24 protein-coding genes and 1 pseudogene are annotated in these 25,896 nt (G+C 73.0%); 15 read left to right on the forward strand and 10 right to left on the reverse strand.

The features are described from left to right. Window positions 1–253 precede the first annotated feature (253 nt). From AB0M03_RS15115 to AB0M03_RS15135, 5 genes are all read left to right on the forward strand, one after another. Window positions 254–1,279, forward strand: a complete 1,026-nt coding sequence (locus AB0M03_RS15115; RefSeq protein WP_363491918.1) for a 6-phosphofructokinase — start codon at window positions 254–256, stop codon at window positions 1,277–1,279. Between the two features lie 112 nt (window positions 1,280–1,391). Then, window positions 1,392–1,973 carry a TetR family transcriptional regulator gene (locus tag AB0M03_RS15120; protein WP_363491919.1) on the forward strand — a complete coding sequence of 194 codons (582 nt, stop codon included), beginning with the start codon at window positions 1,392–1,394 and terminating at the stop codon, window positions 1,971–1,973. Between the two features lie 133 nt (window positions 1,974–2,106). Next, window positions 2,107–3,441 (forward strand): MFS transporter, encoded by a 1,335-nt coding sequence (locus AB0M03_RS15125; protein ID WP_363491921.1) that lies wholly within the window; start codon window positions 2,107–2,109, stop codon window positions 3,439–3,441. 174 nt (window positions 3,442–3,615) lie between these two features. After that, a complete protein-coding gene (locus AB0M03_RS15130; protein WP_363491922.1) occupies window positions 3,616–4,626 on the forward strand; it encodes a 2-hydroxyacid dehydrogenase in 1,011 nt (336 codons plus the stop codon). 328 nt (window positions 4,627–4,954) lie between these two features. Then, on the forward strand, window positions 4,955–5,917 hold the full coding sequence (locus AB0M03_RS15135) for a cytochrome c oxidase assembly protein (protein ID WP_363492030.1): 963 nt from the start codon (window positions 4,955–4,957) through the stop codon (window positions 5,915–5,917). Between the two features lie 75 nt (window positions 5,918–5,992). Here AB0M03_RS15135 and sigJ read toward each other — a convergent pair whose 3' ends face one another. From sigJ to AB0M03_RS15170, 7 genes are all read right to left on the reverse strand, one after another. After that, window positions 5,993–6,871, reverse strand: a complete 879-nt coding sequence (gene sigJ, locus AB0M03_RS15140; RefSeq protein ID WP_363491923.1) for an RNA polymerase sigma factor SigJ — start codon at window positions 6,869–6,871, stop codon at window positions 5,993–5,995. A gap of 103 nt (window positions 6,872–6,974) precedes the next feature. Next, the gene (locus tag AB0M03_RS15145; RefSeq protein WP_363491924.1) at window positions 6,975–7,784 is read right to left on the reverse strand and encodes an urease accessory protein UreD; all 810 of its coding nucleotides are present in this window, start codon (window positions 7,782–7,784) and stop codon (window positions 6,975–6,977) included. Further along, the gene (gene ureG, locus AB0M03_RS15150) at window positions 7,781–8,458 is read right to left on the reverse strand and encodes an urease accessory protein UreG (protein WP_363491925.1); all 678 of its coding nucleotides are present in this window, start codon (window positions 8,456–8,458) and stop codon (window positions 7,781–7,783) included. The genes AB0M03_RS15145 and ureG overlap by 4 nt, the downstream gene beginning before the upstream one ends. Beyond that, window positions 8,448–9,104 carry an urease accessory UreF family protein gene (locus AB0M03_RS15155; RefSeq protein WP_363491926.1) on the reverse strand — a complete coding sequence of 219 codons (657 nt, stop codon included), beginning with the start codon at window positions 9,102–9,104 and terminating at the stop codon, window positions 8,448–8,450. Before AB0M03_RS15155 ends, ureG begins: the two co-directional genes overlap by 11 nt. A gap of 10 nt (window positions 9,105–9,114) precedes the next feature. After that, window positions 9,115–10,854: an urease subunit alpha gene (locus AB0M03_RS15160; protein WP_363491927.1), complete on the reverse strand. Its 1,740-nt coding sequence runs from the start codon at window positions 10,852–10,854 to the stop codon at window positions 9,115–9,117. Continuing rightward, complete coding sequence (locus AB0M03_RS15165; protein ID WP_363492031.1) at window positions 10,847–11,158, reverse strand: urease subunit beta; 312 nt, start codon at window positions 11,156–11,158, stop codon at window positions 10,847–10,849. Before AB0M03_RS15165 ends, AB0M03_RS15160 begins: the two co-directional genes overlap by 8 nt. Window positions 11,159–11,172: 14 nt before the next feature. Next, entirely contained in the window at window positions 11,173–11,475 is a 303-nt protein-coding gene (locus AB0M03_RS15170) for an urease subunit gamma (RefSeq protein WP_363491928.1), read from the reverse strand. 360 nt (window positions 11,476–11,835) lie between these two features. On the opposite strand from AB0M03_RS15170, the gene AB0M03_RS15175 reads away from it, so the two are divergent. Then, window positions 11,836–12,495, forward strand: coding sequence for a DUF1062 domain-containing protein (locus AB0M03_RS15175; RefSeq protein ID WP_363491929.1), 660 nt, complete (start codon window positions 11,836–11,838; stop codon window positions 12,493–12,495). A gap of 58 nt (window positions 12,496–12,553) precedes the next feature. Here AB0M03_RS15175 and AB0M03_RS15180 read toward each other — a convergent pair whose 3' ends face one another. Continuing rightward, window positions 12,554–13,534, reverse strand: a complete 981-nt coding sequence (locus AB0M03_RS15180) for an endonuclease/exonuclease/phosphatase family protein (protein WP_363491930.1) — start codon at window positions 13,532–13,534, stop codon at window positions 12,554–12,556. 170 nt (window positions 13,535–13,704) lie between these two features. On the opposite strand from AB0M03_RS15180, the pseudogene AB0M03_RS15185 reads away from it, so the two are divergent. From AB0M03_RS15185 to AB0M03_RS15205, 5 genes and pseudogenes are all read left to right on the forward strand, one after another. Next, window positions 13,705–13,920: pseudogene (locus AB0M03_RS15185) on the forward strand (S26 family signal peptidase); the annotation flags it as partial. Between the two features lie 38 nt (window positions 13,921–13,958). Further along, window positions 13,959–14,129, forward strand: coding sequence for a hypothetical protein (locus tag AB0M03_RS15190; protein ID WP_363491931.1), 171 nt, complete (start codon window positions 13,959–13,961; stop codon window positions 14,127–14,129). Between the two features lie 129 nt (window positions 14,130–14,258). Next, window positions 14,259–15,464, forward strand: a complete 1,206-nt coding sequence (locus AB0M03_RS15195; protein ID WP_363491933.1) for a glycerophosphodiester phosphodiesterase — start codon at window positions 14,259–14,261, stop codon at window positions 15,462–15,464. A gap of 201 nt (window positions 15,465–15,665) precedes the next feature. Further along, entirely contained in the window at window positions 15,666–16,673 is a 1,008-nt protein-coding gene (sph, locus tag AB0M03_RS15200; RefSeq protein ID WP_363491935.1) for a sphingomyelin phosphodiesterase, read from the forward strand. Between the two features lie 145 nt (window positions 16,674–16,818). Further along, entirely contained in the window at window positions 16,819–18,222 is a 1,404-nt protein-coding gene (locus AB0M03_RS15205) for an NADP-dependent succinic semialdehyde dehydrogenase (RefSeq protein WP_363491936.1), read from the forward strand. 76 nt (window positions 18,223–18,298) lie between these two features. Here AB0M03_RS15205 and AB0M03_RS15210 read toward each other — a convergent pair whose 3' ends face one another. Then, on the reverse strand, window positions 18,299–18,640 hold the full coding sequence (locus tag AB0M03_RS15210) for a hypothetical protein (protein ID WP_363491937.1): 342 nt from the start codon (window positions 18,638–18,640) through the stop codon (window positions 18,299–18,301). A gap of 114 nt (window positions 18,641–18,754) precedes the next feature. Here AB0M03_RS15210 and ligD point away from each other — a divergent pair, with 114 nt between their 5' ends. From ligD to AB0M03_RS15230, 4 genes are all read left to right on the forward strand, one after another. After that, a complete protein-coding gene (gene ligD / locus AB0M03_RS15215) occupies window positions 18,755–19,696 on the forward strand; it encodes a non-homologous end-joining DNA ligase (protein WP_363491938.1) in 942 nt (313 codons plus the stop codon). Window positions 19,697–19,762: 66 nt separating this feature from the next. Next, window positions 19,763–20,506 carry an SOS response-associated peptidase gene (locus AB0M03_RS15220; protein WP_363491939.1) on the forward strand — a complete coding sequence of 248 codons (744 nt, stop codon included), beginning with the start codon at window positions 19,763–19,765 and terminating at the stop codon, window positions 20,504–20,506. A gap of 153 nt (window positions 20,507–20,659) precedes the next feature. After that, on the forward strand, window positions 20,660–21,490 hold the full coding sequence (locus tag AB0M03_RS15225; RefSeq protein WP_363491940.1) for a ZIP family metal transporter: 831 nt from the start codon (window positions 20,660–20,662) through the stop codon (window positions 21,488–21,490). Window positions 21,491–21,753: 263 nt separating this feature from the next. Then, window positions 21,754–23,922 (forward strand): M4 family metallopeptidase, encoded by a 2,169-nt coding sequence (locus AB0M03_RS15230; protein WP_363491941.1) that lies wholly within the window; start codon window positions 21,754–21,756, stop codon window positions 23,920–23,922. Window positions 23,923–24,064: 142 nt separating this feature from the next. Here AB0M03_RS15230 and AB0M03_RS15235 read toward each other — a convergent pair whose 3' ends face one another. Continuing rightward, window positions 24,065–25,705: a hemopexin repeat-containing protein gene (locus tag AB0M03_RS15235; protein WP_363491942.1), complete on the reverse strand. Its 1,641-nt coding sequence runs from the start codon at window positions 25,703–25,705 to the stop codon at window positions 24,065–24,067. Between the last annotated feature and the right edge of the window lie 191 nt (window positions 25,706–25,896).

Below are 25,896 nucleotides of genomic sequence, written 5' to 3' on the forward strand. Positions count from 1 at the left end.
AATAGGAACGCTGGACGCACCACCCTCCTCGGCGTCCGGTCGCAGTTTTGCGCGGACGCGTCGACGATGCCGCTCCCGCTCGGCTCCTGCCCGGCCGGACGCAGGGACCGTATGCTGTGCCTCATGGTCGCCCCAGGCCGACGACGCCCGGGAGCGGCCGTTCCGCGGTGGCGACACCGAGGTGGTAGTCCGGCCTCCGGTTCTTCCCCCCAGCCTGGCGGCTGGGAGGTGCCCCCAGGGGAGTTGCAAAGCAATGCGTATTGGTGTCCTGACCAGCGGCGGTGACTGCCCCGGCCTGAACGCCGTGATCCGTTCCGTGGTCCACCGGGGGGTGGTCGACCACGGCGACGAGATCATCGGTTTCCAGGACGGCTGGCGCGGTCTCCTCGAAGGCGTCCACCGTCCCCTCACCCTCGAGTCGGTGAGCGGCATCCTCGCCCAGGGCGGCACGATCCTCGGTTCCTCCCGGGTGCAGCCCAGCCACCTGCGGGACGGCGTGGAGCGCGCCAAGCAGCACTGCAAGGACCTCGGCATCGACGCGGTCATCCCGATCGGCGGCGAGGGCACCCTCAAGGCCGCCAAGCTGATGAGCGACGCCGGCCTGCCGGTGGTCGGCGTCCCGAAGACCATCGACAACGACATCGCCTGCACCGACGTCACCTTCGGTTTCGACACCGCCGTCTCGGTGGCCACGGAGGCGCTGGACCGCCTGAAGACCACCGCCGAGTCGCACCAGCGGGTCATGGTCGTCGAGGTGATGGGCCGCCACACCGGCTGGATCGCCCTGAACGCGGGCATGGCGGCTGGCGCCCACGCCATTGTGGTGCCCGAGCGCCCCTTCCACATCGACAAGCTGACCGACGTGGTGCGCGAGCGCTTCGACCGGCACAAGAAGTTCGCCATCGTGGTCTGCGCCGAGGGTGCCAAGCCCGAGCCCGGCACCATGCCGTGGGAGGAGGGCACCAAGGACATGTACGGCCACGAGCGGTTCACCGGCATCGCCACCCAGCTCTCCCGCGAGCTGGAGCACCGCCTCGGCAAGGAGGCCCGTCCGGTGATCCTCGGCCACACCCAGCGCGGCGGCACCCCGACCGCGTACGACCGGGTGCTGGCCACCCGCTTCGGCTGGCACGCGGTGGAGGCGGCGCACAAGGGCGCCTTCGGCCACATCACCGCGCTGCAGGGCACCGACATCAGGCTGGTTCCGCTCGGCGAGGCGGTCGCCGAGCTGAAGACCGTTCCGCAGGAGCGCTACACCGAGGCCGAGACGGTCATCTGACCCGCGGTCCTTCCGGAGCCTTCCCGGGAGCCTCGTCCGCCGTCCGGCGGGCGGGGCTCTTTCTCGCCCAAATTTCTTGACCGATCGATCCAGATAGCGCTATGCTCTTCCCATGGCAAGGACCAAGGAGTTCGATCCGGACGCGGCGCTGCAGTCGGCGCTGGAGCTGTTCTGGGAGCGCGGGTACGAGGCGACCTCGATGGCCGACCTCACCGAGCGCCTGGGCATCGGCCGCGCCAGCCTGTACGCCACCTTCGGGGGCAAGCACGAACTGTTCCTGAAGGCGCTCGACCGGTACCGCGAGAACACCGACGCCAAGCTGCTCTCCGAGCTCTCGCAGCCCGGCGCGGCCCTGCCCACGGTCCGCGCCGTGGTGCAGCGCTTCGCCGACGAGGCGGTGCGCGAGCAGCGGCACCGCGGCTGCCTGATCACCAACACCGCCACCGAACTCGCCGCCCACGACCCGGAAGCCGCCCGCAGGGTCCGGGCCAGCTGGGACACCCTGGAGACGCTCACCGCCGGCGCGCTGGCCCGGGCACAGGCCCAGGGCGAACTGGCGCCGGAGAAGGACCCGCGGGCGATCGCCCGGCTGCTGCTCACCGTGATGCAGGGCATGCGGGTGGTCGGCAAGGCGGGCGAGGACCCGCAGCGGATCACCGACGCGGCCCGGCTCGCCCTGTCCCTGTTGGACTGAGCCCGGGTGCACCACCGCTCCACCGGCAGCACCCCGCTCCACTGCTCCACTGCTCCACCGCTCCATCGGCCGCATTGCGCGGCCGTCGCACGGCCTCATACTGGAACGAATGGTTCACTAAGAGGGGGAGACCATGGCATCGACCACCACCACCGCGGCGTCCACCGCCGCATCCGGACCGCGCACCGGCCCGGGCTTCGCACTGCTCGGCACCGTCCAGGCGACACTGATCTTCACACTGATGGCGATCTCCGTGCCGCTGCCCGACATCGGCCGCGAGTTCGGCGCCGACCACAGCCGGCTCGTCCTGCTGAACGCCGCCTACGGCCTCTCCTTCGCCGCACTGCTGCTGCTCGGCGGGCGGCTCACCGACCGCTACGGCGGCCGCCGCATCCTCACCGTCGGCCTGGTCGTCCTCGGCCTGGCCTCGGCCGCCGCCCCGATCGCCCCCGGCTACACCGCCCTGCTGCTGCTCCGCTTCGTCCAGGGTGCGGCCGCGGCCCTGGCCGCCCCCGCCGGCATGGCCGTGCTCAAGGCGCTGCTGCCCGGCCCGGAGGCGTACGGCAGGGCGATGGCCACCTGGGGCGGGCTCTCCGTCCTCGGCGCCACCACCGGCAACCTCGCCTCCGGTGCGGTCGCCAGCTGGCTGTCCTGGCGCTGGATGTTCGCCGTCCCGGTGATCGTCGCCGCCACCGTGCTCGCCCTCGCCCCCCGGCTGCTGCCCGCCGACCGGCCGCGCGAGCAGCGCCCCGCGCTCGACCTGCCCGGCGCCGTCCTCGCCACCGCCGGCACCGTCCTGGTCAGCTACGGCCTCGTCCTCACCGAGACCGGCGGCTGGGCCCTGCCGCTCGCCCTCGGCCTCCTGCTGCTCGCCGCCTTCGTGCTCCGCGAGCGGCGCGCCGCCCAGCCCCTGCTGCCGCTCGGCTTCCTCCGCGGCGGACGCCGCCTGCTCGGCCTCGCCGCCACCATGCTCAGCGCCGGCGGCACCGCCACCCTCTTCCTGCTGCTGACCCTGCACCTCCAGCAGGACCTCGGCTGGACCCCGCTCGCCACCTCCGGCGCCTTCCTCCCCTACGCCGCGGCGCTGCTGGTCGGCGGACGGGTGGCCGGCCCGCTGGTCGGCCGGTTCGGGCCCAAGGCGGTCACCGCGGCCGGTCTGGCCACCGGCGCGGCCGGCCTGCTCGCCCTGGCCCACCTCGACGCGGGGAGCACCTACCTGCCGCTCGTCCCGGGCCTGGTGCTGCTGCCCTTCGGCGCCGCGCTCGCCTTCGCCGGAGCCGCGGTGCTCGCCACCGACGGCGTCCCGGAGGAGCAGATCGGCCTGGCCGGCGGCGTCCTCAACACCGCGATGGAGCTCGGCCCGACCGTCCTGCTGACCGCACTGCTCACGGTCGGCGCCGACGGCGCAGCCCTGGCCGCGGCGGGCGCCCTCTTCGCCCTCACCGCCCTCGCCGGCACTCGCACCTGACCGGCAAGCCCCTGGGGGCGCGGGGGACACCTCTAGGTGTCCCCCGCGCCCCTTGTATCGCTGGTGCACCCGTCGAGGGGCGATCGGCCCATGGCCGGGCCCGGCGGCACGCCATAGGTTGGGAGGGCGGCCGAAGGGACGGCCGCCACCCGCGCGAGCTGGAGGGACAGCCCGATGGAGATCCTCGCCTACGGCGTGCAGACCGACGAACGGCCGCTGCTGAGCGCCGCGTTCGAGGGCAGGCACCCGCTGCGCATGCTGGACGTCTTCCTCACCCGGGACACCGCACCGCTCGCCGACGGGTTCCCGGTGGTCAGCAGCAGCGTCAACGACGTCCTGGACGGCGAGGTGCTGGCCCGGCTGGCGGCCGGCGGCACCAAGCTGATCACCCAGCGCTCCACCGGCTTCAACAACATCGACCTGTCGGCCGCCCGCGAACTCGGCCTCACCGTCGCCCGGGTCTCGTACTACTCGCCGTACGCGGTGGCCGAGCACGCCTGGGCGCTGGCCCTGGCGGTGAACCGGCGGCTGCTGCGCGCGGCGACCCGCACCCGGGAGTTCGACTTCCGGCTGGACGGCCTGCTCGGCCGCGACGTCCACGGGATGACGGTCGGCGTGGTCGGCACCGGTAAGATCGGCGAGTGCTTCGCCCGGATCGCGCACGGCTTCGGCACCGAGCTGCTCGGCTGGGACATCGCACCCAACCCGGCCTGCCTGGAGCTCGGCATGTCGTACGTGGACAAGGACGAACTGCTGGCTCGCAGCGACCTGGTGAGCCTGCACGTCCCGCTGCTGCCGGACACCCGGCACCTGATCGACGCGGCGGCCCTCGCCCGGATGAAGGACGACGCGATCCTGGTCAACTCCAGCCGCGGCGGCCTGCTCGACAGCGCCGCCCTGGTGGAGACCCTGCGGGCCGGCCGGCTCTCCGGCGTGGGGCTCGACGTGTACGAGGAGGAGACCGGGGTGTTCTTCACCGACCGGTCCGTGCACGGGGTGACCGACGACGTGCTGGCCCGGCTGATGACCTTCCCGCACGTCCTGGTGACGTCCCATCAGGCGTACTTCACGCACACCGCGGTCGGCCAGATCATCGCCGCCACCGTGCAGAACGTGGAGGACTTCGCGGCCGGGCACACCGGCGAGAACACCCTCGTCCCGGCGGCCGGCAGCGCCGGCCGATAAGGGCGCCGATCCCGGAGCGGCCGTCAGTCGGCGAGCGCCGGGAACGGGAACGCGATCACGGACCGCAGGCCGGCGGCGGTCATCGGCGGGATTCACAGAACCGATGTGCCGCCGGACAGGAAAGGCTTTCCTACGACCCCCGGAAACATCTTCGTGCGGGCGCGGCGGAGGCGCGCCCGGGGCCGGGGCCCGGGGGTCGGGTGCTGCGGCCGCGTAAGTGCGGCCTACTCTTGGCCGGAAGCAAAACGGACGAACCGGACCGGCCCTCGGCGGCTGCGGCCGGCACCAGCGAAGGCAGGACACGCCGATGGGCGACGGCACCGCAGGGATGCACCACCACGGAGGGATGGGGACGCTCGGCCCGTACAGCCCGTCCGCGGCACTGGGCTGGTCGCCGGACTGGCCGTTCCTGATCGGCGCCCTGCTGGCCCTCGGCCTGTACACCGCGGCCGCCGTCCGGCTCTGGCGCCGCGGTGACAAGTGGCCGGTCGGCCGCCTGGTCGCCTGGGCCGCGGGCATCGGCACCGTGCTCCTGGCCACCTGCACCGGGCTGAACGACTACGGCATGGTGCTGTTCAGCGCCCACATGATCCAGCACATGGTGCTGTCCATGCTCTCCCCCATCCTGCTGCTGCTCGGCGCCCCCATCACCCTCGCCCTGCGGGCCCTGCGGCCGGCCGGCAAGGGCAGCGGCCGCGGCCCGCGCGAACTGCTGGTGGCCCTGCTGCACAGCCGGTACATCCGGGTCGTCTCGCACCCCGGCTGCACCATCCCGCTGTTCATCGCCAGCCTGTACGCGCTGTACTTCACCCCGCTGTTCGACTTCCTGATGGAATACCGCCTCGGGCACATCGCGATGATGGTGCACTTCCTGGCGGTCGGCATGCTGTTCTTCTGGCCGATCATGGGCGTCGACCCGGGCCCGCACCGGCCGGGCTACGTGATGCGCATCCTGGAGCTGTTCATGGGGATGCCCTTCCACGCCTTCTTCGGCGTCGCCGTGATGATGGCGACGCACCCGCTGGTGTCGACCTTCACCGCGGCCGGCGCCCCGCCCGGCACCCGTCTGCTCGAGGACCAGAAGCTGGCCGGCGGCATCACCTGGGCGTTCGGCGAGATCCCGACCGCGATCGTGCTGATCGCCCTCACCCTGCAGTGGGCCCGCTCCGAGGAGCGGCAGGCCCGCCGCCGCGACCGTGCCGCCGACCGCGACGGCGACGCCGAGCTGGCCGCCTACAACGCCTACCTCGCCTCGCTGGACCGCCGCGGCCGCGCAGCCGACGCGAGCTGAACCCGCCGCTCCCCCGTACACCGACGAGCCCCGCCCGGCGCACTGCCGGGCGGGGCTCGCCGCATGCCGGGCCGGTCAGTCCTCCAGGAGGGCCAGGTCGAGGCGGGCCAGGCGGTCCGGGTCGGCGAGGATGTCGATCGCGACGATCAGGCCGTCCGCGACGATGAAGTCCATGACCGAAACGGGCCTGCCCTCGACCACGGTCACCGTGCCGGCGCCGCCGTTGACCAGCGCCGGCCGGGCGAACGGCGCCAGGTGCCGGAAGCGGAAGGCCTGCGAGGCCACCGCCTCGGCCCCGCGCACCACCACGAGCGGGGCGGCCGGCCCGTCGTCCGCCCGCAGCACCACCTCGGGGTGCAGCACGGCCACCAGCGCCTCGAAGTCACCGCCGCGGGAGGCCGCGAGGAAGGCGTCGACGACCTGCCGGCGGCGGGCCGGGTCCCGGTCCGGCACCGGCGAGGCCCCCTGGACGCGCCTGCGGGCCCGGCTGGCCAGCTGCCGGGCGGCGGCCGGGGTGCGGTCCACGATCGGCGCGATCTCGTCGAAGGGCAGGCCGAACATGTCGTGCAGCACGAACGCGAGCCGCTCCGCCGGGGCCAGCGTCTCCAGCACCACCAGCAGGGCGAGCCCGACCGAGTCGGCGAGCAGTGCCTGCTGCTCGGGGTCGGTGCCGTCGGCGGGCGACACCACCGGGTCGGGCAGCCGCTCCCCCACCGGCTCCTCCCGGCGGGCGCGGCGCGAGCGCAGCATGTCGAGGCAGACCCGGCCGACCACAGTGGTCAGCCAGCCGCCCAGGTTCTCGACGGTGGCGGTGTCGGTGCGGCTGAGCCGCAGCCAGGCCTCCTGCACCGCGTCCTCGGCCTCGCCGAGCGAGCCGAGCATCCGGTACGCCACTGCCCGCAGGTGGCTGCGGTGGCCCTCGAACTGTTCCGCCAGCCGGTCGTTCCCGTCCATCGGTGCCCTTCCTCCTCCGTACGCGCTTCCACCTGAATGACGTTCGGGGCGGCGCGAACGTGACGGCCCGGCGGGAGCTTCCCGCCGGTGACGCCCTCGCTCGTCAGCCGAGCAGGCGGCGCAGTGCGAGGGCGTCGGGGGCGAGTGCGGTGAGCAGGACGGCGGGCGGGTCGCCGGCCCCGCCGGGCAGGACGAGCAGAGCGGCGTCGGTGTCCGCGGGCGGCGTGGCGGGAGCGGGATGTCCGACGGTGAGCAGCTGTCCGCAGGTGCGGTGCGGGCCGAGGACGGCGGGGCCGTCCCAGCCGGGGGCGCCGGGGCCGAGGTCGGTCTGCTGGTCGAGCAGGGTGCGGCCGGCGCGGCGGACGGTGAGCCGGGCGGTGAGCCGGCCGGGGGCTGCGCCGCGGGCCCAGTCGTGGCGGCGGCCGAGGACCTGTTCCTCCCGGTAGCGCAGGCGGGCGCCGGTGGCGAGGGTGATCACGGTGGTGAGCAGGAGGTGGCTGCCGGCGGCCGCGACGACCGGTTCGGGCCGCCAGTCGAGTTCGGCGTCCTCGCCGACGGTCAGCCGCAGGTCGTAGTGGGCGGGGGCGGGGTCGGGCCCGGGGAGGCTGACGGTGGCGGCGGCGCTGGTGACGGTGAGGGCGGCGCCGGGCAGTACTTCGGCGTGCAGGGCGAGGCGGTCGCCGCCGAGCGGGGCGGCCATCGAGCCGATCACGCAGACGTGTGCGGTGCCGGGGGCGCCGCGGGTGCGGCGCAGGGCGAGCGGGCCGGCCCCGGCGAGGACGGGCAGGGCGGTGCCGCCCCGCCCGTCGGGTGCCGCGGTGATCCGGGCGGCGGCGGCGAGGGAGGCGCCGTCCCGGGCGGCAGGGCGCGGGTCGGCGGGTGACGGTGCTGCGGCGGCGAAGACGGCGGTCACCGTTCTGCGAGCCGTGCGCGGACCCAGGCGGCGACCGGGGCGATGCCGTCGGGCGCGGTGAGGGCGGTGAAGACGGTGGGCAGGTCGCCGCGCTGCGCCTCGGCGTCGCGGGCCATCACGGCGAGGTCGGCGCCGACCAGCGGGGCGAGGTCGGTCTTGTTGACGACGAGCAGGTCGGAGGTGGAGACGCCGGGGCCGCCCTTGCGGGGGATCTTGTCGCCGCCGGAGACGTCGATGACGAAGATCTGGTGGTCGACGAGGCCGCGGCTGAAGGTGGCGGTGAGGTTGTCGCCGCCGGACTCGACGAGCACCAGGTCGAGCGGGCCGACGCTCTCCTCGAGTTCCTCAACGGCCTCCAGGTTGGCCGAGATGTCGTCCCGGATGGCGGTGTGCGGGCAGCAGCCGGTCTCGACGGCGGTGATCCGCTCGGGCGGCAGGACGGCGTTGCGCAGCAGGAACTCGGCGTCCTCGGTGGTGTAGATGTCGTTGGTGACGACGGCGAGCGAGACCTCGTCGCGCAGGGCCCGGCAGAGGGCGGCGACGGTGGCGGTCTTGCCGGAGCCGACGGGGCCGCCGAGGCCGATCCGCAGGGCCCGGCGGTGGCGGGTGCGGGTCTGCTCGGTCCAGCTGTGGCGGGCGGGGGCGTCGTGGGGGTCGACGTGGTCACGATGCAAAGAGACGCACCTTCCAGGAGCTGTGCTGTTCGGCGTAGAGGTCGAGCAGCGGGGCGGAGGCGGCGGGCAGGGCGCCGCGGGCGGCGGCCGCCGTCGCTTCGGCGGCCACGGTGTCGAGGTCGGGGGCGAGCCGGGCGAGCACGGCGGCGACCCGGTAGGGGTCGAGGCCGAGCAGCCGGACGCAGGCGGTGGCGGGGCCGTTGACGCTCTCGTACGCGGCGAGGGCGGCTGCCTCGGCGGGGGTGAGGCCGGCGGCGAGGGCGGTGGTGCCCAGTGCGACGGGCTGGTGGGCGCCGCGGGGGTGGGCGGTGTGCAGGCGGTCGAGGGCGGGGTGCGGCCAGGCGGCGCGGGCGGCGCGCAGGAGTTGGCGGCCGAGGCGGCGGCTGGTGGTGCGCTGGGCGGGAGAGGGGGTGCGGGCGTCGGCGGCCTCGTCGAGGGCGGCGAGGTCGGCGCCGGGGGCGGCGGCGGCCGCGGCGAGTGCGGCGGCGGTGAGGCCGGTGGTGTGCAGCCGTCCGGTGAGGAAGGCGGCGAGGGTGTCGGTGTCGTGGATGCGGCCGGCCTTGACCGCGGCTTCGGCGCCGCCGGAGTGGGCGTGGCCGCCGGCCGGGAAGCGGCCGTCGGCGAGGAGCAGCAGGGCGGTGTGCACCTGGGGCGCCTCAGAAGAGGAAGTACCGCTGGGCGAGCGGGAGTTCGGTGGCAGGAGCGGGGGTGACGGTCTCGCCGTCGATGGTGACGGTGAAGGTGTCGGGGTCGACCCGGACGTCGGGGCGGGCGGTGTTGTTCACCATGTCGTCCTTGGTGACGCCACGGGTGGAGCGGATGGCGGTGAACTGCTTGCGGACGCCGAGCTGTTCGCCGAGGCGTTCGGGCAGGTGGTCGTCGATGGCCGCGGGGGCGGTGAAGTTGAGGGAGTTGGCGGCGGGGGCGCGGCCGGTGGCGCCGAACTGCGGGCGGGGCAGCACGGGTTGCGGGGTGGGGATGGAGGCGTTGGCGTCGCCCATTTGCGCCCACGCGATCTGGCCGCCCTTGATCACCAGGTCGGGTTTGACGCCGAAGAAGGCCGGGGTCCAGAGCACCAGGTCGGCGAGCTTGCCGGGTTCGACGGAGCCGATCTCGTGGTCGACGCCCTGCGCGGCGGCCGGGTTGATCGTGTACTTGGCGACGTAGCGGCGGGCCCGGTGGTTGTCGGCGCGGCCGTCGCCGGGCAGGGCGCCGCGGCGCCTCTTCATGACGTGGGCGGTCTGCCAGGTCCGCAGCACGACCTCGCCGATCCGGCCCATGGCCTGGGAGTCCGAGCTGATGATCGAGATGGCGCCCAGGTCGTGCAGGACGTCCTCGGCGGCGATGGTGGACGGCCGGATGCGGGACTCGGCGAAGGCCAGGTCCTCGGGGACGTGCGGGCTGAGGTGGTGGCAGACCATCAGCATGTCGAGATGCTCGTCGACGGTGTTGACGGTGTGCGGGCGGGTCGGATTGGTGGAGCTGGGCAGCACGTTGGGCTGGGAGACGACGGTGATGATGTCGGGGGCGTGGCCGCCGCCGGCGCCCTCGGTGTGGTAGGCGTGGATGCCGCGCCCTGCGATCGCGGCGAGGGTGTCGGCGACGAACCCGGCCTCGTTCAGGGTGTCGGTGTGGATGGCGAGCTGGGCGCCGGTCCGCTCGCAGACACCGAGGCAGGCGTCGATCGCGGCGGGGGTGGCGCCCCAGTCCTCGTGGATCTTGAAGCCGAGCGCGCCGGCCCTCAACTGGTCGTGCATGGCCGCGGTGTTGACGGTGTTGCCCTTGCCGAGCAGGCCGATGTTCAGCGGCAGGTCGTCCATCGCGGCGAACATCCGGGCGAGGTGCCAGCCGCCGGGAGTGATGGTGGTGGCCTTGGTGCCCTCGGCGGGGCCGGTGCCGCCGCCGATCAGCGTGGTGATGCCGGAGGCCAGGGCCTCGTCCGCGAGTTGGGGGCAGATGAAGTGGACGTGGGCGTCGATGGCGCCGGCGGTGAGGATCTTCCCGTTGCCGGAGATCACCTCGGTCTCCGGGCCGATCACCAGCCCGGGGTAGACACCGTCCATGGTCTCCGGGTTGCCGGCCTTGCCGAGGGCGGTGATCCGGCCGTCACGGATGCCGACGTCGGCCTTGACGACACCCCAGTGGTCGAGGACGACGGCGCCGGTGACCACCGTGTCGGGGGCGCCCTCGGCGCGGCTGGTCCGGGCCTGCCCCATCGACTCGCGGATGACCTTGCCGCCGCCGAAGACCGCCTCGTCGCCGCCGCGGCAGCGGTCCTCCTCTACCTCGATCAGCAGGTCGGTGTCGGCCAGGCGGATGCGGTCACCGGTGGTGGGCCCGTACAGGTCGGCGTAGCGCTCTCGGCTCAGCCACAGGGCGGCGCGTCGTTCAGTCATCGAGGGCTCCTCCGGTCTCGCCGCGCAGGCCGTGCACCTCGCGGCGGCCGCCGATCGGGACGACTTCGACTTCGGCCGGGATGCCCGGCTCGAAGCGGACGGCGGTGCCGGCCGGGACGTTGAGGCGCTGCCCGCGGGCCGCGGCACGGTCGAACTCCAGGCCGGGGTTGGCCTCGGCGAAGTGGTAGTGCGAGCCGACCTGGATCGGCCGGTCGGCGCCGTTCACCACGGTCAGCCGGGTGACGGGCCGCCCTGCGTTGAGACCGATCTCCCCGTCCCCGTACAGGACTTCGCCCGGCACCAGGGGCCCCGGCGCACTCACTGGATCGGCCCGTGGACGGTGACGAGCTTGGTGCCGTCGGGGAAGGTGCACTCCACCTGGACGTCCGGGATCATCTCGGCGATCCCCTCCATCACGTCCTCGCGGGTGAGCACCTGCCGCCCGGACTCCATCAGCTCGGCGACACTGCGGCCGTCCCGGGCGCCTTCCAGCACGTGCGAGGTGATCAGCGCGACCGCCTCCGGGTGGTTGAGCCGCAATCCGCGGGCCCGCCGCGAGCGGGCGACATCGGCAGCCACGTGGATGAGCAGGCGCTCCTGCTCGTGGGGGGTCAACTTCATCTGTTCGCACCTCGGGGTGGGAGGTCGGACACCAATGGGTAGGCCATTCGACCCGCCCTGTGTTGTGCCCCGGTTACACGGAACTTTCCGAGTCGTAACCGCCCTGCCCCCGGCCTGGTTACGCCCGGCCCGACCACTCGGGAAATTGAGTTGCCCGCGGGTCGCGGCCCCGACATGATCACCCGCATGTACATGTAACGGCTGCCACGTGGCAACGACCGACCTGTCGCGCGGTCGACCTCTGAGCCTGACCGCTCGGCCCCGAGGCGACGACCCGCGCCCTCGTGTGCACCCGTCATGTCCCAGGAGCCGCGGCTCGGCCTGCGAGAGCTCCTGCTGAGTCCTGAAAGCAACCACATCATGAATACCGACCGCAAGGCCCTGTGGGCCGTGCGTCAGTCCGCCCTGCCCGCTGTCGTCCGGCCCTGCCCGGACTGCTCCGGCACACGTCACCGCCCCTCGGGCAGGATCCGCGTCAACGCGAACGGCAAGCTCCTCGACGTCTGGCTGCTCCTGAGCTGTGCGGCGTGCGACCGGACCTCCAAGGTGCCCGTCCACGAACGCGCCCACGTCTCGTCGTTGGAGCCCGCCCGTCTGGTGGCCTACGAGAACAACGACCCGGCCGTGGTACGGGAGCTGACGATGAGCGCGTCGCTCGCCGCCAGGAACGGCTACCGCCTCGACTGGACCGGTACCTGGGCGCTGGAGACCCGCACGCCCCTCTACGCACTCGACGACCCGGCACCGCTCGAGGTGACGGTCGGCTTCGACCTGCCCGCGCCGATCCGCGTCGAACGACTGCTCATGCTCGGGCTCGGTCTCAGCCGCACCGCGGTACGACGCCTGGTCGGGGACGGGCGCATCCGCCTGCCGCTGGCTCTGGACGCCAAGGCGCATCGAGACTTCGAGCTCACCGTCCACGGACCCGGTTCCGTCGACGCCGCGAAGCACCCGAAGCCCCTCGGCACTCCGACCGACCTGGACCACGTCGAGCTGCCGCGCTTGGCGGCAGGAGCATAAGAAGGGCCAACCCGTAGGGGCGCGTGGGGGGGCACCTCCCGCGCCCCTGGGTGGTTGCTCAGAAGCGGATGCGGGCCGCCACCGGCAGGTGGTCGCTGCCGGTGGCGGCGAGGGTCCAGGTGTCGACCGGGGTGAGGCCGCGGCAGAGCACGTGGTCGATCCGGGCCAGCAGGAAGCCGGCCGGCCAGCTGAAGTCGAAGCCGGCGCGGGCCGGGGTCAACCGGGAGGTGACCGGTGCCAGGCCGCGGTCGTCCAGGGTGCCGTTGAAGTCCCCCATGAGCAGCAGGCGTTGCTGCGGCTCCGCCGCGATCGCGGCGGCCAGCTTCCCGGCGCTCTCGTCGCGCCGGGCCGAGGTGAAGCCGGATGCCGGGGAGATCCGCACCGAGGGCAGGTGCACCACGTACACGGCGAGATCCCCGTGCGGGGTACGGGCGGTGGCCCGTACCCCGCGTTTCCAGTACTCGTGCACGTCGGCGGGCTTGAGGTCCACCGGTCGGATGTCCGCCAGCGGGTACCGCGACCACAGGCCGACCGTTCCGGAGCGCGCCCGGTAGGGGTAGGCACCACCGAGGACGCGCTCGTACACCCCGGTCGCCGGTTCCATCAGCTCCTCGACCGCCAGCAGGTCCGCGCCGGTGGCGGCGAGCCTCGCGGCGGTGCCCTCCGGATCGGTGTTCTCCGCCGCGACGTTGTGCTGCACCACCGTCAGGTCGTACGGGCCGTCGCCGCCGGGGAGCAGCCGCCCGCCGAAGAGGGCCGCCCAGGCGACGGCCGGGAGCAGCACGGCGACCGCGGCCGTGCGCGAGCGCCTGATCAGCGCCGCGACCGCCAGGACGGGCACGGCGAGGCCGATCCACGGCAGGAAGGCCTCCAGCAGGCTGCCGAGCCGCCACACCCGGTTGGGCACCAGCCGGTGGCCGACCAGCAGCAGCGCAACGGTGCAGGCGAGCGCTGCGACGACCGTGCCGCGGCGCCGGAGCGACCGGGTCTTCCCGGCCTTCCCGGCGTTCCCGGCGTTCCCGGTCTTCCGGGCCGGCACCCGAAGCGCCCGAATCCGCGGCGCCCGAATCCGTACTGCCGTCCCCGCGCCCCGCGCCACTCGCCGCCCTTCCGCCGCACCAGTAACCGTCCGTCCGTCCGTCCGGAGGACGCCGCACCCCGGCCCGCGGGTTCCGGGCGCCGGAGCCTCCGGAACCGCGCGCTTCCAGGATCACCGCACCGGCCCCGCCCCGCCGCCCGGCCGCGGCCGACCACCGACCGCCCGAGGGGGGTCCTCCCCCTGCTCCGACCTGCGGTGACGGTCCGGTCGACGAGCCCTGCGCCCGGGGCGCGGCACGGACCTTCAGCGTCCACGTTCGCCCGCACCGGCTGTTCGTGCTGGGCGACAACCGGGACGACTCGATCGACTCCCGGATTCCGGATTCCTTCGGCGGCGTGGCGGACGGCACGACCGCCACGCCGCCGTGCGGCGCCGCGTGGTCCGGGCCTCCGACAGCACGGTGGACGCCCCGGAGGCCGGTTCCGTCCGCACCCTCGTCCGGGTCGCCGAGGCCGGGACCGCCCTCACCCTGCTGGGCCTCCTGGCACTCCCGATCACCCTCCTCGCCACCCGCCGCCGTCGCCTCGCCCTCTGACAGCAGCGGCCGCCCGCAGGGGGCGTTGGGCGGCGGTTGGGCGGTGGTTCGTCTGCGGTTCACCGTGCGGTGCGCGGCTGCGCCCTAGGGTGCCGTGGCAAAGACCGGACCCTTTGGCAGGGAGGCCATATGACGCAGCGTCCGATCGGTGAAGGTTCCTCGCGCCGCACGTTCCTCCGCAGGGCCGGTGCGGCCGGCCTCGGCGCGACCGCGCTGGGTACGGCGGCCACGGCAGCACCCGCGTACGCCGCCGACGAGCAGCGGGCGGCCGGGACGCGCCCGCCCGTCCGCACCGGCACCGCCATGGACCGCCTGCCGCACCCGCTGGTGGTCGCCCACCGCGGCGCCAGCGGCTACCGCCCCGAGCACACCCTGGGCAGCTACGAGCTGGCGCTGGAGCTCGGCGCCGACGTCATCGAGCAGGATCTCGTCCCGACCAGGGACGGCCACCTGGTGGTCCGCCACGAGAACAACATCGCCGAGACCACGGACGTCGCCGACCACCCCGAGTTCGCCGCCCGCCGGACGACGAAGACGGTCGACGGCACGCCGCTGGCCGGCTGGTTCACCGAGGACTTCACCCTCGCCGAGCTGCGCACCCTGCGCGCGAAGGAGCGTCTGCCGCAGCAGCGCCAGCGCAACACGCTCTACGACGGCCGCTGGCCGGTTCCGACCTTCCGCGAGGTGGTGGAGTTCGCCGAGAAGCGTTCCCGCAGCCTGGGCCGCCCGGTCTGGCTGTACGTGGAGACCAAGCACCCCAGCTACTTCCGGTCGATCGGACTGCCGCTGGAGGAGCGGCTGGCGGACGAGCTGCGCCGCGGCGGCCTGGCCGGGCGGAACGGCCGGGCGATCCTGCAGTCCTTCGAGCCGAGCAGTCTGCAGCGGCTGGCGAAGCTGGTGGGCAACCCGCGGGTGCAGCTGCTGAGCGGGCCGACCACGCAGCCGTACGACTTCGTGCTGGCCGGGGACCGGCGGACGGTCGCGGACCTGGTGACGCCGGCGGGTCTGCGCTGGCTGGCCTCGTTCGCGCAGGGCATCGGCCCGACCACCCAGCTGATCGCGCCGGTGGACACGGCGGGCAGGCTCCTGCCGCCCACCACGCTGGTCGCGGACGCGCACGCGGCCGGCCTGGTGCTACACCCGTGGACGGTCCGCAACGAGAACTCCTTCCTCCCCGTGGACTTCCGCCGCGGCACCGACCCGAACGCGTACGGCGATGCGATCGGCTGGGCCCGCCGCCTGTACGACCTGGGCGTGGACGGCTTCTTCACCGACAACACGGACACCTCGGTGCTCGCCCGCGGCGACTTCTGGACGGCCCGCGGGGTGAACTGACGAGCGGTCGGCCCTCCTGCGGCCGGGTCGGGCGCCGTGCCCCGACCCGGCCGCAGGCCATCCGACTACCGATCGGTAGCACTGTTTCGGACGAGTTCATCCGATGCTCGCCCGATGTCTTGCACGCCGTGCGGGCGCCGAAGTTGGATGCACAACATCCCGCAACTCGACGGGTTCACGACACACCCTCACGGAGCTTCGATGCCCCTGTCGTCCGTCCGCCGCGCCACCAGAACGGCCGCCGCAGCCTGCGCGGCGGCCGCCCTGCTCGGCACCCTCGCCGCCACCCCCGCGGTAGCCGCCGAAGGCGCCGCGGCCGAGAGCGCCCCGCTGACCGCGCCCGCGCTCGGCGTCCTCTCGTACAACGTGTTCCTGATGAGCAAGTCGCTCTACCCGAACTGGGGCCAGGACCACCGCGCCCAGGCGATCGCCTCGGCGGACTTCTTCCAGGGCCACGACGTGGTGGTCCTCCAGGAGGCCTTCGACAACGCCGCCTCCGACGCGCTCACCGCCCGGGCCTCGGCCGCGTACCCGTACCACACGCCGGTGGTCGGCCGCTCGACGAGCGGCTGGGACGCCACCTCGGGCAGCTACAGCTCCACCACCCCCGAGGACGGCGGGGTGACGCTGCTCAGCAAGTGGCCGATCCTGCGCAAGGAGCAGTACGTCTTCAAGGACGCCTGCGGCGCCGACTGGTGGTCCAACAAGGGCTTCGTCTACGCCGTGCTGAACGTCAACGGCCTGCGCACCCACGTGGTCGGCACCCACCTGCAGTCCACCGACCCGGGCTGCTCCGGCGGCGAGCCCGCGGCCGTCCGGGCCAAGCAGCTCATCGCCATGCGCGCCTTCCTGGACGCCAAGCGGATCCCGGCGGCCGAGCCCGTCGTGGTCGCCGGCGACCTCAACGTCGACTCGCACGGCTCCGAGTACCAGGCGCTGCTGGACAACGGGAACCTCGCGCCGGCCTCCGCCCGCCCCGGATGGCCGTACTCCTTCGACACCGCCGACAACTCGATCGCCGCCTACCGCTACCCGGGCGAGCCCAAGGAGGACCTGGACTACGTGCTGTACCGGGCCGACCACGCCCGGCCGCAGCAGTACACCAACCAGGTCGTGCGTTTCCACAGTGAGCCGTGGACGGTGACCAGCTGGGGTAGGAGCTACACGTACACCGACCTCTCCGACCACTACCCGCTCGCCGCGCGCTGATCCTGCCGCACGGTGAGCGTGCCGCGGCGGCACCGCCCGCACCCGGGCAGCCGCCGCGGCAAGCGCCCCGCCCCGATCGGGGGGAGGGTTGATCCGACCGGGGCCCGACCGGCACCCGCGTGCCCGAACCGAGGAGTGAGAAGCCATGGCCATCGCCACCGTCAACCCGGCCACCGGGGAGACCGTCGAGACCTTCACCCCGTACGACGCCGCCGCCCTCGAGCAGCGGCTCGGCCTGGCCACGGCGGCCTTCGCCTCCTGGCGGACGACCGGTTTCGACGAGCGGGCCGCCCTGCTGCGGCGGGCGGCCGACCTGCTGGACGCCGAGCGCGACGACCTCGCCCGCACCATGACCGTGGAGATGGGCAAGCCGGTCGCCGCGGCCCGCGCCGAGGTCGCCAAGTGCGCCAAGGCGATGCGCTGGTACGCCGACCGCGCGCCGGAACTGCTCGCCGACGAGCACCCGGCGGAGGCGGACGTGGCGGACTCGGGCGCCGGCTCGGTGCACGTCCGCTACCGGCCGATCGGCGTGGTGCTCGCCGTGATGCCGTGGAACTTCCCGCTCTGGCAGGTGGTGCGGTTCGCCGCCCCGGCCCTGATGGCGGGCAACGTCGGCCTGCTGAAGCACGCCTCGAACGTGCCGCGGACCGCCCTGGCACTGGAGCGGGTACTGCTGGAGGCGGGCTTCCCGCAGGGCTGTTTCCAGACCCTGCTGATCGAGTCCTCCGCCGTCGAGGGCGTCGTCCGTGACCCGCGGGTCGCGGCCGTCACCCTGACCGGCAGCGAGGGCGCCGGCCGCTCGGTCGGCTCGATCGCCGGCGACGAGGTGAAGAAGTCGGTGCTGGAACTCGGCGGCAGCGACCCCTTCCTGGTGATGCCCTCCGCCGACCTGGCCTCCGCCGTCCAGTGGGCGGTCACCGCCCGCACCCAGAACAACGGGCAGTCCTGCATCGCCGCCAAGCGCTTCATCGTGCACGCCGAGGTGTACGACGCCTTCACCACCGCGTTCACCGACCGGATGCGGACGCTGAAGGTCGGCGACCCGCTCGTCGAGGAGACCGAGATCGGCCCGCTGGCCACCCGCCAGGGCCGGGCCGACCTCGAGGAGCTGGTCGACGACGCGGTGGCCGCCGGCGCGGTCGCCGAGTGCGGCGGCGCCCGCCCGGACGGCCTGCCGGCGGAGCTGGACGGCGGCTGGTACTACCTGCCGACCGTGCTGACCGGCATCACCCCCAAGATGCGCATCCACCACGAGGAGGCCTTCGGCCCGGTCGCCACCGTCTACCGGGTGGACAGCCTGGACGAGGCGATCGAGCTGGCCAACGACACGCCGTTCGGCCTGAGCTCCAACGTGTGGACCACCGACGCCGCGGAGCAGGAGCGCTGCGCCCGCGACATCGAGGCCGGCGGGGTGTTCTTCAACGGGATGACCGCCTCGCACCCGGCCTTCCCGTTCGGCGGCGTCAAGCGCTCCGGCTACGGGCGGGAGCTCTCCGGCCACGGCATCCGCGAGTTCTGCAACATCACCACGGTCTGGCGCGCCCGCTGACCCCCGCGGGACGCCGCTGACGGCACACCGAACGCCACGGGGTACGCGGTCCGCGTACCCCGTGGCGCGGCGCCGGTCAGGCCGCCTGGACCCGGCCGACCGGGAGCTGATCGCCGCCGCGGTGGCCCATGTACCAGCCGATCATCGCGAAGAAGGTGATCGCCCAGACCAGCGAGCAGAACGCGGTCATCCAGTTGGAGTCCACCTGCACCTCGACCATCACCAGGCCGACGGTCAGCGAGAGCAGGAACACCACGGCCGAGGTGCTCACCCCCAGGAACATCTCCCGCATCCGGACCGACAGCTTCGGCTTCGGCCGGAAGTGCGGGTGCATCGGGTAGTGCGGTTCCTCCGGCACCGCCGCGGCCCCCGGCCGGACTGCGGGCTGCATGCTGCCGGGCATGGGTTGCTGGTCCATCGGCGTGCTCCTTCCAGCGGCCGCCCCCGGACTCCACTGTCCCACTGGGCCGTCCAAGCGGCAGGACGACCGGAACGGTTTTCGCCCGACCGACCCCCGGGTACCTGCGAGAACGTGCTGATCCGCCCCATGCTCGCCTCGCCCAGCGAGCGCCGCGCCTTCACCGCCGACTGGCTGCTGGAACGCAAACTGGACGGCGTCCGCGCCGTCGCCGAGCGGGACGGCGCCGCCGTCCGTCTGGTCTCCCGCACCGGCAAACCGATGGCCGAGGGGTACCCGGAACTGGTCGTCGCACTCGCCGCCCAGCCCGTGCCGCGGTTCACCGTGGACGGCGAGATCGTCGCCTTCGACGACGAGGGCCGCACCAGCTTCGCCCGCCTGCAGCGCCGGATGCAGCTGCGGGACCCGGTGCGGGCCGCCGCGGCCGGCGTCCGGGTCTACTACTTCCTGTTCGACCTGACCGCCCTGATGGGACACGACACCACCGGGCTCCCCCTCCTCCAGCGCAAGCAACTGCTGCGCGAATCCCTGGAGTTCACCGACCCGCTGTACTTCACCGAGCACGCCCGGGCGGACGGCCCGGTGCCGCTCGCCGAAGCCTGCGCCCGCGGCTGGGAGGGCCTGATCGCCAAACGCGCCGACAGCCGCTACGTACCGCGCCGCTCCCCGGACTGGCTGAAACTGCCCTGCACCGCCGGCCAGGAACTGGTGATCGGCGGCTTCACCGAACCCTCCGGACAGCGCACCGGCTTCGGGGCACTGCTCGTCGGCCACTACGAGGGCACCGAACTGCGCTACGCGGGCAAGGTGGGCACCGGCTTCGACACCGCCCTGCTGCAGCTGCTGCGGGCCCGACTGGACGCCCTCGCCCGCCCCGACCCGCCCTTCGCCGACCCGCCCACCACCGAACGCCGGGTGCACTGGGTCCACCCCCGGCTGGTCGCCAAGGTCGCCTTCACCGAATGGACCCGCGACGGCCGCCTGCGCGCCCCACGCTTCGAGGGCCTGCGCACCGACAAACGCCCCGAGGACGTGATCCGCGAACGGCCCGCCTAGGCGGCATCCCCCGTTGCGTGCGGAGAGTTGCCCGCCCTGCGGCCGCAGCCGTGGCAGGGTGGAGGCATGTGCGGTCGCTTCGTCTCCACCACCACTCCCGCCGACCTCGTCGACCTGCTCGGCGAGCTGAGCTGGGACCCGGCCGAGACCCTCGCCCCGAGCTGGAACGTCGCACCCACCAACCCGGTGCCCGCGGTGCTGGAGCGCGTCGACCGCGAGACCGGCGAGGTCGTGCGGCAGCTGCGCCCGCTGCGCTGGGGCCTGGTCCCTTCCTGGTCGAAGGACCCGTCCGCGGGGGCCCGGATGATCAACGCCAGGTCGGAGACCGTCCACGAGAAGCCGGCCTTCCGCAAGGCCTTCGCCGCACGGCGCTGCGTGATCCCGGCGGACGGGTACTTCGAGTGGCGGCCGGTCGAGGCCTCCGGCGACCGGAAGGCCTTCAAGCAGCCGTACTACCTCAGCACGGGTTCGGTGATGCTGATGGCCGGCCTGTACGAGTTCTGGCGCGACCGCTCCGTCCCGGACGACGACCCGGCCGCCTGGCTGACCACGACGACCGTCATCACCACCGACGCCACCGACAGCGCAGGCCGCATCCACGACCGGATGCCGCTGGCCATCTCCCTCGAGGACCTCGCCGGCTGGCTCGACCCGGGCAACTCCGACCCCGCCGACCTGCGGCGACTGCTGCACACCCCGGCCGAGGGCGACCTGGCCGTCCGGGCGGTGTCCACCGCGGTGAACAGCGTCCGGTCGAACGGCCCCGAACTCCTCGACGCGGTGCCGGACCCGCTCGGCCTCACCGCCTGACGGCAGCCCGGCGATCCGCCGGCACACGGTCGGCCCGGCCGGAGATGCGGCCCGGCACCGGGCGGCCCAGGCTTGGAGAGAGGCATTAGGTAAGCCTAACCAATCCGGCCGCAGCCCTCCGGCTGCCGCGCTCTCCCGGGAGGGGTTTCCACCATGTCCGGTCCGGAGATCGCCCTGCTCGGCGCCGTCGCGGGTTTCACGATCTTCCTCGGTCTGCCGATCGGCCGGCTCCGCAGCCCCGCGCCGCGGCTGCGGGCCGCACTGAACGCCACCGCCATCGGCATCCTGCTGTTCCTGTTCTGGGACGTCCTCGCCGAGGCCTGGGAACCGACCGACACCGCCCTGGCCGACCACGACTGGGGGGCCGCCGCGCGGGACGGCGGGGTGCTCGCCGCCGGGCTGGCGGTCGGCCTGGTCGGGCTCGTCCGCTACGACCGCTGGGTGGCCCGCCGCAGCGCACCGGCCCCGCCGCTCTCGCACGGCCCGGGCGCCGCCGCGGCCACCGAACTCGCCACCGGGCAGCGCTCGCACGCCGCGAGCCTCGCGCTGATGATCGCCGTCGGCATCGGCCTGCACAACCTCGCCGAGGGCCTGGCCATCGGCAGTTCGGCCGCGGCGGGCGACATCTCGCTCGCCGTCCTACTGGTCATCGGATTCGGCCTGCACAACGCCACCGAGGGCTTCGGCATCGTCGCCCCGCTAGCGGCCGACGGCGAGCGTCCTTCCTGGGGCTTCCTGGCCCTGCTCGGCCTGATCGGCGGCGGCCCCACCTTCGTCGGCACGCTGATCGGGCAACAGGTGACCAACGAGACCGTCAGCGTGGCGTTCCTGGGGCTGGCCGCCGGCTCGATCCTCTACGTGGTGATCGAGCTGCTGGCCGTCGCCCGGCGGGCGGCCATGAAGGAACTGACCACCTGGATGATCCTCGTCGGCCTGCTCCTCGGCTTCGCCACCGACGGCGTCCTGGTCGCCGCGGGCGTCTGAGCGCACCCCTTCCGCCCCGTCCCGGCACGCCCCGGAACGGGGCCTCACCGCCTTCCCCGGCGGTGATATGGATCACAGCGGGGCCCGGGCGGGCGACGGGGACGAACTTTCGCCCGCCGAGAACTCCCAGGTAGGAGGGCCCGTTCACAGGGAACCTTCAGTTCCGCGGCCGGCAACATCAACTGTCAACTTGAAGTCTGTTAATTTTTACAGAATTGCTATGCGTTGACTGGTATTCATATGAGCCAGCACGCTTCGGCGCCATGAAGAGACCCCTTCTGAGCGGCTCGCTCACCCTCGCGGTCAGCAGCCTCGTGATCGCCGGCGCCGGCGCCCCCGCCTCCGCCGCTCCCGGCCCCCAGCCCAAGGCCTCCCACAGCCAGGCCGTGCAGGACGCCGCCGCACAGGTCACCGCCCACCCGGGCGCGGTGAAGGCCGGCGCCCACGACGCGTTCCGCGCCACCAACGTGCAGGTCGACGCGGACGGCACCCGCCACGTCCACTTCGACCGCACCTACCAGGGCCTCCCCGTCCGCGGCGGCGACGTCGTCGTCCACTCCGCCCCGGACGGCCGGCTCGACTCCGCCGACCTGACCCTGGCCGCCCCGCTCTCGCTCTCGGTGACCCCCTCCGTCACCGATCAGCAGGCGATCGCCAAGGCCGCCGAGCTCTTCCGCGGCACCCGCAGCAGCAGCACCGCCACCCTGAAGGTGGACGTGACCGGTGCGACCCCCCGCCTGGTCTGGGAGGTCACGGTCAACGGCACCGCGCCGGACCAGTCCCCCAGCCACTTCCACGTCCTGGTGGACGCGAAGACCGGTGCCACGGGCGAGAGCTGGGACAGCTTCTCGGCGTTCCTGCCCGAGGGCGTGCAGCAGAAGAAGACCAAGGCGGCCCCCACCGCCCCGGTCGCTCCCGCCGCACTCGCCGCCGTCGCCGCGACCGGTACCGGCAAGGGGTACCAGGTCGGCAACGTGAGCGTCAGCACCACCCAGAACTCCGCCACCAGCTACACCCTCAAGGACTCCGCCCGCGGCAACGGCGAGACCCGCGACGCGCAGAACCAGACCGCCACCAACGACTCCCCGCCGGCCGGCTGGGGCGTCGCCTTCAACGACGCCGACAACACCTGGGGCGACAACACCCTGTCCGACCGCGCCACGGTCGCCGTCGACGCCCACTACGGCATCCAGGCCACCTGGGACTTCTACAAGAACGTCCTCGGCCGCACCGGCATCAAGAACGACGGCGTCGGCGCCCGTTCCTTCGTCCACTACGGCACCAACTACGGCAACGCCGGCTGGGACGACGCCAGCTTCGCGATGATCTACGGCGACGGCGCCGTGGGCTCCAAGCCGTTCACCGAGATCGACGTCGCCGGCCACGAGATGAGCCACGGTGTCACCGCCGCCACCGCCGGACTCGTCTACAGCGGCGACGCGGGCGGCCTCAACGAGGCCACCTCCGACATCATGGGCACGATGGTCGAGTTCAACGCCAACAGCCCGGCGGACGCGCCCGACTACCTCATCGGCGAGAAGATCGACATCAACGGCAACGGCACGCCGCTGCGCTGGATGGACGACCCGAGCAAGGACGGCAAGTCGGTCAAGTGCTGGACCACCAGCACCAAGAACCTGAACCCGCACTACTCCTCCGGCGTCGGCAACCACTTCTTCTACCTGCTCGCCGCCGGCTCCGGCCAGTCCCAGTGGGGCAACAGCCCGACCTGCGACGGCTCTTCGGTCGCCGGCATCGGCAACGACGCGTCCACCAAGATCTGGTACCGCGCCCTGTCGGTCTACATGACCTCCAACACCGACTACCCGGGTGCCCGCACCGCCACGATCAAGGCCGCCAAGGACCTGTACGGCGCGGGCAGCACCCAGTGCGCGGCCGTGGAGAAGGCGTGGGGCGCGGTCTCCGTCGCCCCGACCGCCACCACCTGCGGCGGCACCACCCCGCCCCCGTCGGGCACCAACCTGCTGCTCAACCCGGGCTTCGAGTCCGGCACCGCCTCGTGGACGTCGTCCACCGGCGTGATCACGACCGACACCGGCCAGACGCCGCGCAACGGCTCGTACTACGCCTGGCTGGACGGCTACGGCACCGCGCACACCGACACGCTCTCCCAGTCGGTCAGCATCCCGGCCACGGCCACCGCGCCGAAGCTCACCTTCTGGAACAAGATCACCACCGCCGAGACCGGCACCACGGCGTACGACACCCTCAAGGTCCAGGTCGTCAACGGCACCACCACGACCACCCTGGCCACCTACTCGAACGCCGACGCCGCCTCCGGCTACGTCCTGCGGACGCTCGACCTGTCGGCGTTCAAGGGCAAGACCGTCACGATCAAGTTCACCGGTACCGAGGACTCCTCCCTCCAGACCAGCTTCCTGATCGACGACACCTCGGTGACCGCCGGCTGACCCCGGCCCCCGACCGGTGGACCCGGGCGGTCGACCCACGACGTCCCGCCCGGGTCCATCGCACGAACGACCCCCGGCCCGCCGGGCGCACACGCTGCGCCCGGCGGGCCGGGACCGTTTGAGGCGGAGTGCCGGTCCGGGATCAGGGAAGCCCGGGCCAGTACGGGTTGACCGGCAGCGGATAGCCCGGGTCGACCCTGTCCGCGGCGATGTCGTAGCGCACGTACTCCGAACCGCGGAAGAAGTACGCCTTGCCGTTGTTCCAGACCACTCCGCCGGTCAGGTCCGCGGGCCACAGACCGGGCCAGTACGGGGAGATCGGCAGCGGATAGCCCGGGTCGACCCGGTCGGCCGCGATGTCGTACCGCATGTACTCCGAACCGCGGAAGAAGTACGCCTTGCCGTTGGGCCACACCACGGCCGCGTCGATGCCGTCCGGCCACAGGCCCGGCCAGTACGGGGAGATCGGCAGCGGATAGCCCGGGTCGACCCGGTCGGCCGCGATGTCGAAGCGCACGTACTCCGAACCGCGGAAGAAGTACGCCTTGCCGTTGGGCCACACCACCCCGGCGTCCACCCGGTCCGCGAACAGGCCGGTCCAGTTCGGCGTGATCGGCAGCGGGTAGCCCGGGTCGACCTTGTCGGTCGCGACGTCGTAGCGGTAGTACTTGCCGGCGACGAAGAAGTAGGCCTTGCCGTTGTTCCACAGCACGGGGGCCGTGACCACCAGTTCGGAGACTTCCTCCGCGAAGTACTCGTGGTTGTCGGCGTTCCGCACGGCGTCCGCCGGCTTCGTCGACGCGAGCGTGCGGGCGTTGGTCTGCCCGTAGGCGAGATCGTCGGTGCTGGAGACGGCGTGGCTCAACTCGTGCACCAGCGTGCCGAACTTGGAGTCCGTACCGGTCGCCCCGGCGCTCCAGAAGCTGGAGCAGAGCCAGACCTTGCGCGTCCCCTTGTAGGTGTAGGCGTACCAGCCCGGTTGGCAGCCCGAGCCGGTGAGGTCGTAGGTGATCGTCTGGCCGGCGATCACCGCGCAGATGTCGTTGAAGTGCGTGGAGACGGTCGAGTACCGCGTCGCGTCGTAGGCGCCGAACCACTCGGTGGACACGGTGTTGCCGGCGCCGGGCGTCCAGGCCAGGTGGTGCCTCGACTCCTCGCCGAAGGCGCCCGCGTTCTCGTGCGCGGCGCGGACCTCCGCCTGCTGCGCGGCCGTCCCGCCGATGAGGGTCGGCGGCAGGACGCTGATCTTGGCGGCCGCCAGGGCGGTCTTCGGTGCCTGCGGCGGCCCGAGTTCGCGGCGCACGTTCTCCGCGACGGTGTGGCGGGGCTCGCCGTCCTCGGCCACCTCGAACGTCGCCGAGAGCGGATCGAGTTGGAAGCCCTCGTGGTTGACGCTCAGCCGCAGCGCCGGCGCACCGGCCTCCTGCGGGATGGCGTCGAGGATCTCCGCGTCCAGCGTCACGGTGTACGTGCCGGGTTCGGAGATGGGGAACGACGTGGTGAGGTCGACCTGCTGGGTCACCGACTCGCCGGCGTGGACCAGCCGGTACGACGACTCCTCGGGCTCGCCGCGCTTGACGAAGCGGCCGTCGTAGGGGATGGTCACGCCGTCGCGGCGGACCTGGAAGTACTGGAACACCTCTTCGCCCTCGAGGGGCGTGTTCCAGACCAGGAGTCGGACGTCCTGGTTGCTGATGTTGGTCAGCTCGAAGGTCACGAGGATCGGCTCGCCCAGCCGATAGCGGGGCTCGGCTCGCAGGGAGACGCGGAAGTAGTCCTTCATGGGGCTCTTGCTCCTCCGGGTGCCGACGCCATCCGCAGTGCGGCACCGGTGCGCCCGGCCCATCGGCCGTGTCGACCCGCTCGGGTCCGGCACCGGTGCCGGGAGGATGTTCGTCCGGCACGGAGTGGAACGACCGAAGTGTTCCGTCGGATGTGCAGAAGTGATCCGGGAGCGGTGCGGAGGGCTCTGCG

The organism is Kitasatospora sp. NPDC051914 (genome assembly GCF_040680995.1).
GTDB lineage: Bacteria > Actinomycetota > Actinomycetes > Streptomycetales > Streptomycetaceae > Kitasatospora.